Raw genomic sequence first — 13,749 nt, 5'->3', positions numbered from 1 at the left:
ATCTGAGGAAGGGTGACGAGTGGCTACCACCAAGAAGACGATTCTGGAGACGAGCCTGGACATGTTCCGCGCGCAGGGGTTGACCACCATCTTCGGCAACCCCGGATCCAACGAGATTCCATTCCTCGCCGGCCTCGATGAGAGTTTCAACTTCGTTCTCGGACTGCACGAGCAGGTCGTCGTGGGCATGGCCGAGGGCTATGCCCGTGCAACGGGCAAGCCTGCCCTGGTGAACATCCATGCCGCCTCCGGGTCGGGCAATGCCATGGGCGCCCTGACCAACGCCTGCTACGGACACATCCCGATGGTCATCCTCGCCGGACAGCAGGTCCGGCGCACCGTCGGCCAAGAGGTGATGCTAGCCAGCGTGGACGCTTCGGTCCTGCCGACCCCGCTGGTCAAGTACTCGCATGAGCCGCTGGCCGCCGCGGACGTGCCGCGTGCCCTCGCCCAAGCTGTCTTCGAAACCTCTACCCAGCCATGCGGTCCGGTCTATATCTCCGTCCCGCTCGATGACTGGGCGGAGCCTGCCCTTGCCGACGACGCCCTGCTCACCGAGCGCTCGGTGGTCGTCGCCGGCAGCCTCACCGACGACATGGCGCAGGAGCTCATCGCCACCGTCGACGGCGCCAAGAAGCTGGCACTCGTCGTGGGCCCCCAAGTGGACGCCGCCGCCGTCGAGGATCCGACGGTCTTCAACGCCGTCGTATCGCTTGCGGAGAAGGCCGAAGCTTCCGTTTACGTAGCGCCATCGCCCTCGCGGGGCCCCTTCCCGACCACCCACCCGAACTTCGAGGGTGTCATCGTCCCGGGCATCAAATCTGTGCGTGACCGCCTCGCCGGACACGACGTCGTCCTCGTCCTCGGCGCTGCCGTCTTCCGGTACCACCGCTGGGAGCCGAGCAACTATCTAGAAGCGGGGAGCCGCGTTGTACAGATCACGCAGGATCCACGCCAGGCGACCCGCGCACCCTTCGGGCGGTCCTTCGTCGCCGATGTGGCCGGCGTCGCGAAGGCCCTCGCCGAGGGCGTACAGGACCGTGGAAAGCGGCGCGGTGAGCCCGGATCCCGCGAACTGCCCCCAGCCAGGACCTCCCCGGACGGTATGACCGGCACCGAAATCCTCGAGGTGCTCAATGCCTACGTGAATGACACGGTCGCCTACGTCAACGAGACCACCACCCTGGATCTGGACTACCTCGAGCGCATCGCCATCGACCGGCCGGGCATGTATAACTTCCCGGCCTCGGGCGGCTTGGGATTCGGCCTCCCGGTGGCGGTCGGAATGTCCCTCGGCGACCCGGAGAAAACGATCGTGGCGACCGTGGGCGACGGCTCCGCGAATTACGGCATCACCGCGCTTTACACCGCGGCAAAGCAGAACACACGGACCGTGTTCGTCATCATTAACAACTCCAGCTACGGCGCCCTCGCCGGCTTCGCCCAGCGGATGGGAACGCCGGACATACCGGGCCTGGAACTTGGCGGCATCGACTTTGTCTCCATCGCCGAGGGCTACGGCGTGCCCGCACAGCGGACGAGCACTCGCGAGGAGTTCGAGGAGGCGTACCAAAAAGCGCTGAAGGCCAGCGGCCCGATCCTCATCGACGCGCAGGTGGTCACGGACTGATCCACCTTGAGGAATTTGTTTCGCCCGACGCAGTTCTCGGATCACGCTCGCCGCCTGCAATCCAGGCCGGGCACTCGATGTCGGCACCCGGGCGGCCACACGCCGATTTCGGTCTGCCGGACCGAAGTCGGCAACGCCTCTGCATACCCAGAGATGGTCAACAATCCGCTTGATCCCGCCGCGGCCGGTGATCCATGCCACGCGCAAAAGACACCTGACGGGCCTAGGGTAGCCACGGCCGCAACAACACTAACCGGGGCTGCGTCCCGGTTGACCCGCATTCTCGATGACAGCTAACGCCGATAACGGCGCCTATGACACCTGAGAACCCGACGAATCACAGTGGATGCGAATTCGACGGATTCTGATAAGTGACGTCATGGCTTGTCCGCCTCCGCTCCGTTTTCCCACAGTTTTGCGGTCGCGGCATCTATCTCGGATAGGGTCGAATGAAGAGGTGAATGCGCAAACGCGCGGTGTGACCGCCCTTTACTGGTTTATCGGCGGTGCCAGGCCGTTCAAGGTCCGGGCTAGCCGGCTTCACGGTTCGATGACTGGCGGGTGGGGCGCCCCCGGTTGAGGACCAAAGTCCGGAGCCAGGCGGTCGAAACGGCTACGACGCTTTCGAGCGGGCCCTTCCCGATGGCGTTGCGCCACAGCACTGCGGCGAGCAGGAACACGATGCATTGGATGGTGATGGACATAACGGGACGGCCCTCGTCCAGGATCTCGGTGGCCAGGACGATCACGTGGGCCGAATAGAGGGTCAGCGTCATCGAGCCCATTGCAGCCAGGGGGTCAGCGGCCCGGCCCAGCAGCGGCACGAGCAGCAGCACGGCGCCCAGGGCGGCCAGTGCGATTCCGAGGGTGTGCAGGATAGTGACAGGCGTGGACGTGTAAGGAGAGAGGATGGCCAGCCACCATCCGGTCGTGGCCGGCAGGGTCTCGGCGGAGGTATCTACATTGCCTCCGAAGATCAAAATGGAATTGATCTCCTCCCTGTTGAGCATGGGCGTGGCGGCCACGATCCGGTTGAGGCCCCCGCCCGGGCCCAGCAGCACCATCGACAGCAGCCACATGGACGCGGCCAGCGCTGATCCGGCTGCCACGAGGGCGGCCGCGATCTTCCGGGAGGTGAGGTCCATGCGTCCGACCGCGATGCCCGCACAGATGTACGCCATCCAAGGCAGGGCGGGATAAAACCCGGTGAGCAGCATGTCGGTGAGGAAGACGCCGGGCTGGGCGGCGGCTAGAGAGAACGAGTATTCGTCCTGGATTTGCGGCATATCCGGCCAGGTGGCGCGCACCAGTTGCATCGCCACGGGCCCGAGGACCGCGAAGACAACGGACAGGCCCAGCAGTGTCCGCCGGCCCAGGCCCAGCAGCGGGACAGCCAGCAGGAAGAGGATCCCGTAGTAGGGCAGGATGATCGCGACGGTGGTATCCGTGGGACCGAGCAGCAGGCCGATCGAGGTGATCAACAGCGCCCGCAGTGCCAGACCGGCCCGGTTCGCAGTCATCTCACGGCCTGCCGGTGTCCGCCTGCCGCCGGTAAGCAGCGCGATGGAGATCCCCGCAATCAACGCGAAGAGAGCTGCGGGGCGGCCCGCGAGGATATTCCACTCCGCCGTGGCTACGCCCCCGGCCGACTGAGGAAAAACATTGACGATGATTATCCCGATCAAGGCCAGGCCCCTGGCGACGTCCACACCGGTTACCCGCCGGGAACCGCCTTGGTCCGTCTTGTCCGGCTCCACTGCTGCGGGCACCGGGTTTCCATCTGGGGGCCGCGTTGGATCCGGGCCAGTCAGCATAATGGCATTCCTTCCTTCATCGTCGCCCCGGGCCGGGCGGAGCCCGCCACTTACCTGTTAGACGGCGCCCCGCATAGCAAATCGTTGTAGGCGTTACCAGCGCGTTACTGGTGCCGATGAGCAGCTGTTCTTTTCGTCGCGCTCCACAACAACAATGCCCTCAGGAGTAGAACGTGGAACATAGCACCCCGGGGCCAAGGCAGCCGGCTCCAGCGCTTCGCCTCTCCCCCAATAAATCCGACGTCTCTCCCTTCGAGACGCCCTGCAGTATTGAGTGGCCGGAGCCCTGAGAGTAGCGTGGGCCCCATCGACAACTCCTATCACCTTGATTTTCGGAGTGACCATGGCACATCTGAGACGTCGGTTCGCTGCCTTTACAGCCGCCCTGGTTATGAGCCTAACCAGCGGCACCGTTGCCAGCCCCGCCTTCGCCCACCCGACCGAGCCCGTTAAGACCGCAACTGCCAGGGGTTACGGCGGTGCAGTAAGCACCGTCGACCCGGAGGCATCCGCGGCAGCACTTAGAGTCCTTCGCAAGGGCGGCAATGCCGTGGACGCCGCCGTAGCCGCAGCGGCAACCCTCGGTGTGACTGAACCGTATAGTGCAGGGATCGGCGGTGGCGGTTACTTCATGTTCTACGACGCGGAAACCGGCGAGGTCAGCTCAATCGACGGCCGCGAGACCGCACCCGCGGCGATGCCGCGCGACGCCTTCATCGACCCGGAGACCGGCGAGCCCTACCCCTTCACACCAGAGCTCGTCACCAGCGGCGTCTCCGTGGGCGTACCCGGCACGCCGGCGACCTGGGAGCGTGCCCTCGATCGCTGGGGAACGGTGAGCCTCCGCGAAGCGCTCAAGCCAGCCATCCAGGTCGCCAGCCGCGGCTTCGAAGTCGATGAAACATTCCGCCAGCAGACCCTTGACAACAAGGTCCGCTTCAAGGCATTCACCTCGACGAGAAGCCTCTTCCTTCCGGACGGCGACGCACCCGCCGTCGGTAGGACCTTCAAGAACCACGACCTGGCCAAAACGTACCGGCTCCTCGCCAAACATGGCACGGACGCCTTTTACGATGGGCCGCTTGCGGAGGAAATTGCGGCCACAGTTCAGGATCCGCCGAAGACTGACACCACAAAGCTGCCCGTCCCGGTTGGCCACATGACGACGGATGACCTGGCCGCATACGAGGCCCTGGACCAGGATCCAGCGCACGTGGAATACCGCGGCCTGGACGTCTACGGCATGGCACCCTCGAGCAGCGGAGGCACCACCGTCGGCGAAGCGCTGAACATCCTGGACACGGTCAACCTCTCCGAGATGACCGTTGCTGGCGCCCTGCACCACTACCTCGAGGCAAGCGCCCTTGCCTTCGCCGACCGCGGCAAGTACGTCGGCGACCCGGCCTTTGTCGACGTCCCCACCGCCGCCCTCACGGATCCTCTGTTCGGCAAGGAACGCGCCTGCCGGATCGACCCGCTGCAGGCAGCCGAGAAACCCGTCGCACCCGGCAACGTATCCGAGTACGACGGCGTGTGCCCGGCTGCCGCCGCGGCCCCGGCAGACGAGAAGGACACCGAGAACATCTCGACGACCAATCTGACGGTCGCTGACAGGTGGGGAAACGTGGTCGAGTACACGCTCACGATCGAGCAGACCGGCGGATCCGGCATCGTGGTGCCCGGCCGCGGGTTCCTGCTCAACAACGAGCTTACCGACTTCTCCACCGTGTACGACCCGGCCGACCCGAACCGCATCGAGCCGGGGAAGCGGCCCCGCTCCTCGATGTCGCCGACCATCCTTCTCGAGGACGGTGAACCTTTCCTCGCGCTCGGTTCGCCGGGCGGCTCCACCATCATCACGACCGTCCTGCAGACGATCCTGAACCGCGTGGATCTGGGCATGGACATACCGGAAGCGATCGCGGCACCGCGGGCGTCGCAGAGAAACACGGCCAGCGTTACCGCCGAACCGGAGTTCATCGACACCTATGAAAGCCAGCTGAAACCCTACGGCCATGTGCTGGAGCCGGCTGGGGACTCGTTCACCTCAGCCGCAGAGATCGGCGCGGCGACCGCAATCGAGTTCATGCCAGACGGAAGCATGGTCGCCGCGGCAGAGCCGGCAAGGCGTGGAGGCGGCTCTGCCTTGGTACTCAAACCGTCGAGGTAGGCTGCGCCTTACCGTTGCTTCTTCCCCAGTTTGAACCAAGGAACGGTGGCTATTGCGGTGGCAAGATCCGGCGCTGATTTGCCCGCTGCACTCCTGTTCGCCAAGGCTACAGAACGAGCGAAAACCGAGTATCGATGAGGATGCCCGACACCACGATCACTGATCGTGATTTCTATCGTTCCAGCAGTCTCATGCTGCCCCTCAAAGGTTGTCACCTGGGCTACTTCCTTGAGACCGCTGGCTTCTTCGAGCTCCGCGATAACAGCCTCTAAATTTTCCATACTGTATTCCTTTGGCCGGCGGTAGTGGAAGGGCCGGGGCCCGTCCGGCTCGTCCGGCTCGTGATGATGGAGACGAACTTTTGGGCGGCCGAGGTCCGAGCGGGTTGTCCGGTCCAGACCATGGTGAAAGGTCGGTGGAGCTGTATGCCCTCGATTTCGACTTCGATCAGAGCGCCACTTTCGAGATGGGGGCGGACCAGTGAGCGGCTCACGACGGCGGGAGCAATACCGCTCGCGACGGCACCGGCGATCGCGCCAGTTCCTGTCATGATAGCGGCCGGGGACGCCAAGCTATCTTCGACTTCAGCGGCCTGCAGTGCCAGTTCGAGAGTGCAGCGACCGGAACCCTTGTCGTCACAGATCAAAGGCGTGCGGGCCAGTTCTGCTGGTAAGATGAGGCGGCCCTGTCCAGCCCATGGGTGATCGGGAGAGACTACGACGGCGAGGGGATCGCTCCGGATCCGCTGGGAGGCGAGGTCAGTTGGCACTTCGGGCGTTTCGATAAATCCCAGGGTCGCCACGTGTCCACGTACTCGCTTGATGACATCTGCGCTGCTGCCGGAAATGAGACGAACTGTGGGAGCATCCGGGGCCTGTCTGAGTGCATCCATCCACCCGGGAAGCAGTTGCTCTGAAATTGATTGGCTGGCAGCCAAGCAAATATCGGCTTTGCTACGGAGCGTCCGCACCGACGATGCAAAGATGTCAGCGGCCTCCAGAAGAGGCATGGCCCACTCGGTCACGAGCTTACCGTCGTCCGTCAGTTCTGAACCGTTGCGCGAACGACGCACAAGTGCCCGCCCAAGCCGTCTTTCTGCAAGCTGGATGCGTGCCGAGACCGCTCGCTGGGTAACCCCGGCATTTTCTGCTGCGCGGCGGAGGCTTCCCGTCCGATTGATACTCTCCAAGAGCCTCAATGTTTCTAAGTCAAGTTCCATCGTCGCCCTCCCTCCATGTGGCCACCGTACCAAGCAGTTACAAGCCTGCGTTGTCACCTGGTAACCAGAACTTCGTAGCCGTTTCGCATACATAACGGAAGCATTGCCGCTATGAGTGGCGAAGCTACCGCGAACCCCGGCGAAGCGGACAAAGTGACGGGTCAGCTCGGTAAAAGGGCACCCAGACAACGGGCGCTGATCGCCGGGGTCCAGGTAATGGCCCTAGCCGTATGGTTCTCGGCTTCGGCCGTGGTTCCCTCACTCCAGTTCGAATGGCAGATCAGCCCTGCAGCCGCAGTATGGGTAACTGCGTCGACTCAGGTGGGCTTTGTACTGGGTGCAACCGCTTCTGCACTGACCAACCTTGCCGACCGACTGCGCCCAGACTGGTTACTCGCATGGTCAGCTTGCGGTGCCGCCGCCGCCACAGTTGCCTTTGCGCTATGGGCCGAGGGACTTGCCATCGCAGTCCTCTTGCGGTTTGCCACCGGGGTTTTTCTGGCAGGGGTGTACCCGGTAGGGATGAAGTTAATGGCATCCTGGTCAACTCCGGCTCAACGGGGGCGGGCCTTCGGGCTGTTGATCGGCGCACTCACGCTGGGATCTACGTTGCCGCACCTGATCGGTGCTTTTGAACTTTCTTGGAAGGCAGTCCTGCTGGTAGCTGCTGGTGCAACCTTGGCCGGAGGAATACTGTGCGCTGCGGCTGTTCGCCCTGGACCTCTTTTTGAAAGCCGTTCAGTGAGCCTCGATCCCGGGTTCCTGCGGCGAATGCTTCGCAATCGTGCCCAGCGGCTGGTCAACATAAGTTATTACGGGCACATGTGGGAACTCTACGCACTGTGGACCTGGCTGCCTTCTTTCATGCTGGCCTCGCAGGATCAGACTTCCCACTCGGGTTGGTCGATTAGTGGCACCGTGTTTTTCTGCGTCGGCGTCGCCGGTGTAGTCGGCTGCGTGATTGGAGGTTGGGCCGCTGATCGCCACGGTCGCGCCGTGACTGCGGGGCTTTCTCTTGCGATCAGCGGTGGTTGTTGCATCCTATCTGCAGCCTTCTTTGATGCCTCTTGGCCGGTGCTCATCACCTTCTGTTCCCTCTGGGGTGCTGCAGTGATCGCTGATTCCGGAGTGTTCTCCACGCTCTTGAGCGAAGTGGCCGAACCAGAGCATGTCGGTACCGCCCTGACAATACAGACCGCCCTCGGATTCCTCGTCACGATCGCTTCCATCCAGATCGTTCCGATCACCGCCGTGTTCGTGGGGTGGCAGTACGCATTCCTCATCCTCTTGATTGGTCCTCTGGCTGGTGTTGCTGCACTGTATCGATTCCGACTCCTGGATATCGTGTCGCCGCATCGCCCGAAGTTGGGGACAATCACGCGCGCCTAACGGAGTAATTCATGCTCGCCACCGCGATCATCACCGTCGTCACCAAAAAGTGGCGCCTGGATTACAGGGGTTTCTCCAAATCCCCAGGAAAGCAACGACAATTCAGCGTGATACTCAACTGCCGGAACGTCACGGAAAATCCCAGCTGATAGCATGAGATGCATGTCAAAGATCCCTCTTCCAGCCGCCCCAGGAGCCGAGCAGCATACGAGTCTCGCCCTGGCTGACAGCACCGTCACGCTTCCTGGCGGGCACAGTGTGGACGAAATAGGCAGCCCGGAGGAAGCCACCGAATGGCTCATCAGCCACCAGCTCGTTCCCGATGAAACGGCTCTGCTGGCGTATTGTCAGACGCAGCTGGCAGCCTTGCGGAGCAACCTGCGTGCGGTCTTCACCACCCAGGTAGACGGCAGCGCTCCTGATCCCCAGGCTCTGGATGGCCTTAATCGAGCCCTCACGACGGTGGCCAGCGCACCGCTGCTGCGGTATGAGCCGCAGAAGGGCCTCCACCGGGCTCCACAGCATCCGGTCACACAGCTCGTCGAACACGCGATGGCCCAAATCGCCGAGGACGCCGCATCATTGCTTACCGGGAATCAAGCAGGACTGCTTGCCCGCTGCGAAGCAAGCCCCTGCGACCGCTTCATATTGCGCACCCACGCGCGCCGATACTGGTGCTCCACCCGATGTGGCGACCGGGTCCGGGCAGCTAGGGCCTACGCCCGGAAGCAGAGCCAAGTTCCGGCCGGCTGATCACGATCGATCCTTCCCCTGCCGGACCGCCACCGCCAGGGATAACCCGTGCACGAAGATCATCCTCTCGACGCATCATCCGCCGGACGGTCTTAACTAGGCTCGTCATTGGTCTTGAGCACCCGTTCCAGACCGACGCCCAGGGACATCGCTCCGCGGTCCACACCATGAGAGGAAAGATTCATGATCGACGCGCTGCAGGACTTCACGGCCTCGCTTCCCACAGTGCTTCAGTGGGTGGGTGTGATACTCGCAGCCGCCATTCCGTTCATTGAGTCCTACTTCGGCTCCGTCATCGGCATACTCGCCGGCATCAATCCGGTTATCGCGATCGCAGCCGCTATCGTCGGCAACGTGATCTCCATGCTGCTGTTCGTGCTCAGCGCCCATGGCGTGCGCTCGAAGGTAGTCAGCGGTAAGGCACCCAAAGAGCCCTCGGCCCGCCGACTGAAGCTGCGGGCACAGTTCGACAAATATGGCGTCGCGGGCGTGAGCCTGCTGGGCCAGACCATCCTGCCGAGTCAGATCACCTCGGCCGCTATGGTCTCATTCGGAGCGTCGAAGAATGCGGTTATTTTGTGGCAGATCGTCTCGATCATCCTGTGGGGCGTCGCCTTCGGCGTCTTCGCCAGCCTTGGGGTCTCACTTATCGGCTAAACGACGACGGTGATCCAATCGCCGTCGATCGCTGCAGCAAATCGGGGCAGCGGCGCGGGAGCCGGCCCACCCGTAACTGCGCCATCTGTCAGCGCGAAGGTCGAGTTGTGGCATGGACAAGCGATCTCACTTTCCGTCGCCGCCACCTTGCAGCCCTGGTGGGTGCATTCGGCGCTGTAGGCGAGGACCGTTTCCTCGTCGGGGCGGTGGATCAGGATCGGTTTTCCTTCAACCTCCATATTGGCGGAGCCGCCGACCGGAACCTCGCTGAGCTTGCCCGCCCGAACCGGCGTTCCCTCGGCGCCGACGGCCGCCGGTTCGCCGCTCTTATCTCCGACAAGATTCTGGAAGGGCGAGCAGCCGGCAAGGACGCCAGCCGTTCCTGCGGCGGCACTTACGGTCAGGAGCGAACGGCGTGAAGGGACACGGGAAGATTCCATAAGTGCCATTCTTGCCGTAAAAACTTGGAAATTTCCAGCGGTGCGCACCGACCAGCTATCGTTTGAGCCAATTTTTGTCTGCTCCGAAGGTTCTGGCGCCGCAGCGCCGATCGCCCAGGTCTGGATCATCCAGGTGTTGGTTTAGGGTCAGCTGTGACTATGATCCGCAGAATTCATCTTTCCGGAAAAGGGAGTAACACATGCAACTCGGCGCCTTCTCGATCAGCCTGGCCGTCAAGGACATCGAGGCTTCTGCAGCGTTCTACGAAAAGCTCGGCTTCAGCAAACACGGTGGCGATCTCACGCAGAACTGGCTGATTCTGAAGAATGGCGAGGCCGTCGTCGGGCTCTTCCAAGGGATGTTTGAGCAGAATGCGCTGACGTTCAACCCCGGCTGGAATCAGGACGCGCAGGAGCTGGACTCCTACACCGACGTGCGCGAACTCCAGCGTCAGCTGAAAGCCCAAGGCACACTATTCGTTGCAGAGGCAGACGAGGAGACGACCGGGCCGGCGAGCTTCATTGTGCTGGACCCGGATGGCAACCCGATCATCGTGGACCAGCACGTCTGACCACCGCTGAGTTGCTCAGCCGGCGACTAGCTCCCGGGCGGCTTTGGAGTGGTCTGTGATCAGTTCCTGGAGATCCAGCCCCTCGATCTGCCCGTCCACCACGCGCCATTGGCCGCCGACCATGACTCGGTCAGCCCGGTCCGCGCCGCACAACAGCAACGCGGAGAGCGGGTCATGGCTGCCCGAAAAGCGCAGTTCGTCCAGCTTGAAGAACGCCAGATCGGCCTGCTTTCCGACGGCGATCTCGCCGATATCGGTACGTCCCAGCGCACGGGCGGACCCTTTGGTGGCCCAGCCGAGTGCGCGCTCCGGCGTCGCAAGCTCGGCGCCGTAGCGCAGCCGCTGCAGATACAAGGCCTGCTTGGCCTCGAGAATCATGTTGGAGCCGTCGTTCGATGCCGATCCGTCCACGCCCAGCCCCACGTTGACGCCGGCGTCCTCCAGTTCGATGGCACGGCAGATGCCGGAAGCCAGCCGCATGTTGGAGCTGGGGCAATGCGCTACGCCGACCCCGGCGGTCCCGAGCTGCGCGACCTCGGCATCGCTGAAGTGGATGCCATGGCCCAGCCAGGTCCGCGGTGCCAGCCAGTCCACGCTTTCGAGATAGTCGAGTGGCCGCAGGCCGAACCGTTCGAGGCAGAAGTCCTCTTCGTCGATGGTTTCCGCCAGATGCGTGTGCAGCCGGACGTCATGCTGCACGGCGAGGGCGGCACTGTCTTTCATGATCTCCGGAGTGACGGAGAACGGCGAACAAGGGGCCAGCGCGATCTGGATCTGCGCGCCGGGCCCGCGTTCGTGGTAGCGCCCGATCAGCCTTTCGCTGTCGGCGAGGATCACGTCGGGAGCCTGGACTGTGCGCTGGGGCGGCAGGCCGCCGTCGTCCTCGCCGAGGGTCATGGAGCCGCGGGTGAGCATGGCACGCATCCCCAGCTCGCGCACCACCTGCACCTGGACGTCGATGGAGTCCTCCATGCCGGCGGGAAAGAGGTAGTGATGGTCCGCCGCCGTGGTGCAGCCGGAGAGCAGCAGTTCGGCCAGCGCCGCCTTGGTGGCGAGCTCCAGGTAGCGCGGAGTCAGGCGGGCCCAGACCGGATACAGGTTGATCAGCCACGGGAACAGCGGCACGTTGACCACCGGCGCCCACGCCCGGGTGAGCGTTTGGTAGAAATGGTGGTGCGTGTTGACCAGGCCCGGCAGCACCACGTGCTGCCGGGCGTCGAACACGGTTGTCCAAGGTCCGCGCGGTGTCTGGCCGGCGGCCACGAGCTCGACGATTTCGCCGCCTTCGACCACCAAACCGCCCGCGGCGTCGTCGTTGTTGGCGGTGAAAATGGCCAGCGGGTTCTTCACCCAGGTACGTGCAGTCATGATGCTCCTTGTCAGGTACAGGTCTTGGCGCCGAGCGTTGGCAAATAACGACGGCGATGCCGCCAGCTCAGTGTTGTCCTGTCTGCTGATCCAGGAGATCGTTTCGAGCCGGTCCCGGTCCGCGGGATGCGGAGCGGGACCGGCCCAGAGGTATGTTGGCTAGTGTTCCTTTGCGGCTTCGCCGTCGCAGATCCTGCGGATGTCCTCGGGGCAGCTGATCTCGCCCTTATCCAGCTTTTCCTTGACGATCTGGTACTGCTGGGCGGTGACCACCGGGATCTCGGTGCCGTCCGCGGCCATAAGCTTGCCGCCCTGGTAGTAGTCGCCGTCCTGCAGCGCCTGCAGCTCGTCCTCGCGGACCATGCGCGGCGGGCTGGCCACCAGCGAGGACTGCTGATCCGAGTTTCCGGCCTTCAGATGGTTGAAGAGCAGGTTCAGCAGCACGGCCATGATGGCGGCGGAGCTGATGCCGGAGTGGAAGATGATGCCGAACCAGGTGGGGAACTCATCGTAGAAGGTCGGCGACACCACGGGGATCATGCCGAAGGCCAGCGACACGGCCACGATGATCATGTTCATGTTGTCTTTGTAGTCCACCTTGGACAGCGTGCGGATGCCGCTGGCGGCCACCGTGCCGAAGAGGACGATGCCGGCGCCGCCGAGGACGGGCGTCGGTACGGCTGCGACAACGCGGCCGAGGATCGGCAGCAGCCCCAGGACCAGCATGATCACGCCGCCGGCGGTCACCACGAAGCGGCTCTTGACGCCGGTGATGGCCACCAGCCCGACGTTCTGGGCGAAAGCGGTCTGCGTGAAGGAGTTGAACACGGGTGCCAGGGCGCTGGAGAGCATGTCGGCCCGCAGACCGTCCGCGATGCGCCGCGAGTTGACCTTGGTCTTGGCGATTTCGCCGACCGCCAGGATGTCCGCCGTCGTTTCCGTCATCGTGACGAGGATGACGATGGTCATCGAGATGATGGCTGCGAGGTCGAACACCGGCCAGCCGAAGGCGAAGGGCTGCGGGAAAGCGAAGATGGCGCCGTTGCCCACGTTGGAGAAGTCCGCGATGCCCAGGAGTGCCGCGACGACCGTGCCGGCGACAATGGCCAGCAGGATGGACAGGCGGGAGATGGCCGCGTTGCCGAGCTTGCTCAGCAGCAGCACCGCGGCAAGCGTTCCGGCGGCGAGCCCGATGTTGGCCAGGCTGCCGTAGTCGTCCGCCTTGGAGTTGCCGCCCATGGCCCAGTTGGCTGCAACCGGCATGAGCGTGAGGCCGATGGTGGTGATGATGACGCCGGTGACTACCGGCGGGAAGAACTTGATGACCTTCGCGAAGAACGGCGCGATGGCCAGACCGATCACAGACGCGACCAGCACGGAGCCGAACACCATCTCGATGCCGCCGCCGCCGCTCAGAATGGCTGTCATGGTCGCAACGCCGGCGAAGGAAACACCCTGCACCAGCGGCAGCTGCGATCCGAAGAACTTGACGCCGTAGCTTTGCAGGATGGTTGCCGCACCGCCAACGAAGAGGCAGGAGGCGATGAGCAGGGCGATTTCGTCCTGGCTCATGCCGGCCGCTGTACCCACAATCAGGGGCACCGCAATGATGCCGCCGTACATGGTCAAAACGTGCTGGAGACCGTAGGCAAAGGACTTGCCGATCGGCAGCCTTTCGTCCTCGGGCCGCTGTCCGGTTATAGTCTTACGTGTAGTTTTTGCTGCATTCACAGCTGA

Annotated in this window: 12 protein-coding genes; 6 read left to right on the top strand and 6 right to left on the bottom strand. The window is 63.5% G+C overall.

Annotated features, from left to right (window positions below; translation table 11 throughout):
- The first annotated feature begins 19 nt into the window (after positions 1-19).
- Positions 20-1,630, top strand: a complete 1,611-nt coding sequence (gene mdlC, locus AC3A4M_RS12775) for a benzoylformate decarboxylase (protein WP_498736090.1) — start codon at positions 20-22, stop codon at positions 1,628-1,630.
- A 530-nt stretch (positions 1,631-2,160) separates the two neighbouring features.
- Here the strand turns inward: mdlC and AC3A4M_RS12770 are convergent.
- Positions 2,161-3,399: a heparan-alpha-glucosaminide N-acetyltransferase domain-containing protein gene (locus AC3A4M_RS12770; protein ID WP_498736089.1), complete on the bottom strand. Its 1,239-nt coding sequence runs from the start codon at positions 3,397-3,399 to the stop codon at positions 2,161-2,163.
- Positions 3,400-3,787: 388 nt separating this feature from the next.
- Between AC3A4M_RS12770 and ggt the strand changes: the two genes are divergently transcribed.
- Positions 3,788-5,614: a gamma-glutamyltransferase gene (ggt, locus tag AC3A4M_RS12765; RefSeq protein WP_498736088.1), complete on the top strand. Its 1,827-nt coding sequence runs from the start codon at positions 3,788-3,790 to the stop codon at positions 5,612-5,614.
- Positions 5,615-5,622: 8 nt separating this feature from the next.
- Here the strand turns inward: ggt and AC3A4M_RS12760 are convergent, their stop codons facing one another.
- Both AC3A4M_RS12760 and AC3A4M_RS12755 read right to left on the bottom strand, forming a co-directional pair.
- On the bottom strand, positions 5,623-5,895 hold the full coding sequence (locus AC3A4M_RS12760; RefSeq protein WP_498736087.1) for a hypothetical protein: 273 nt from the start codon (positions 5,893-5,895) through the stop codon (positions 5,623-5,625).
- Complete coding sequence (locus AC3A4M_RS12755) at positions 5,883-6,833, bottom strand: LysR family transcriptional regulator (protein WP_498736086.1); 951 nt, start codon at positions 6,831-6,833, stop codon at positions 5,883-5,885. Before AC3A4M_RS12755 ends, AC3A4M_RS12760 begins: the two co-directional genes overlap by 13 nt.
- Positions 6,834-6,944: 111 nt before the next feature.
- Here AC3A4M_RS12755 and AC3A4M_RS12750 point away from each other — a divergent pair, with 111 nt between their 5' ends.
- The 3 genes from AC3A4M_RS12750 to AC3A4M_RS12740 all read left to right on the top strand — a co-directional run bounded on the left by AC3A4M_RS12750 (position 6,945) and on the right by AC3A4M_RS12740 (position 9,632).
- Positions 6,945-8,222: an MFS transporter gene (locus AC3A4M_RS12750; RefSeq protein ID WP_498736085.1), complete on the top strand. Its 1,278-nt coding sequence runs from the start codon at positions 6,945-6,947 to the stop codon at positions 8,220-8,222.
- Between the two features lie 162 nt (positions 8,223-8,384).
- Positions 8,385-8,975, top strand: a complete 591-nt coding sequence (locus AC3A4M_RS12745) for a CGNR zinc finger domain-containing protein (RefSeq protein WP_498736084.1) — start codon at positions 8,385-8,387, stop codon at positions 8,973-8,975.
- Between the two features lie 183 nt (positions 8,976-9,158).
- The gene (locus AC3A4M_RS12740; protein WP_498736083.1) at positions 9,159-9,632 is read left to right on the top strand and encodes a hypothetical protein; all 474 of its coding nucleotides are present in this window, start codon (positions 9,159-9,161) and stop codon (positions 9,630-9,632) included.
- On the opposite strand, the gene AC3A4M_RS12735 is transcribed toward AC3A4M_RS12740, so the two are convergent.
- Positions 9,629-10,072, bottom strand: a complete 444-nt coding sequence (locus AC3A4M_RS12735; RefSeq protein ID WP_498736082.1) for a QcrA and Rieske domain-containing protein — start codon at positions 10,070-10,072, stop codon at positions 9,629-9,631. The two genes, AC3A4M_RS12740 and AC3A4M_RS12735, sit on opposite strands and share 4 nt — an antisense overlap.
- A 200-nt stretch (positions 10,073-10,272) precedes the next feature.
- Between AC3A4M_RS12735 and AC3A4M_RS12730 the strand changes: the two genes are divergently transcribed.
- On the top strand, positions 10,273-10,644 hold the full coding sequence (locus AC3A4M_RS12730) for a VOC family protein (RefSeq protein WP_498736081.1): 372 nt from the start codon (positions 10,273-10,275) through the stop codon (positions 10,642-10,644).
- A 15-nt stretch (positions 10,645-10,659) separates the two neighbouring features.
- Here AC3A4M_RS12730 and AC3A4M_RS12725 read toward each other — a convergent pair whose 3' ends face one another.
- Both AC3A4M_RS12725 and AC3A4M_RS12720 read right to left on the bottom strand, forming a co-directional pair.
- Positions 10,660-12,012, bottom strand: a complete 1,353-nt coding sequence (locus AC3A4M_RS12725; RefSeq protein ID WP_498736080.1) for an 8-oxoguanine deaminase — start codon at positions 12,010-12,012, stop codon at positions 10,660-10,662.
- Positions 12,013-12,171: 159 nt separating this feature from the next.
- Positions 12,172-13,743, bottom strand: coding sequence for a nucleobase:cation symporter-2 family protein (locus AC3A4M_RS12720; protein WP_498736079.1), 1,572 nt, complete (start codon positions 13,741-13,743; stop codon positions 12,172-12,174).
- Positions 13,744-13,749: the final 6 nt, after the last annotated feature.

The organism is Arthrobacter sp. Soil_C_60, from assembly GCF_057656375.1.
The sequence above is the reverse complement of the archived record's forward strand: the minus strand, read 5'-3'. Positions and strand labels throughout refer to the sequence as shown.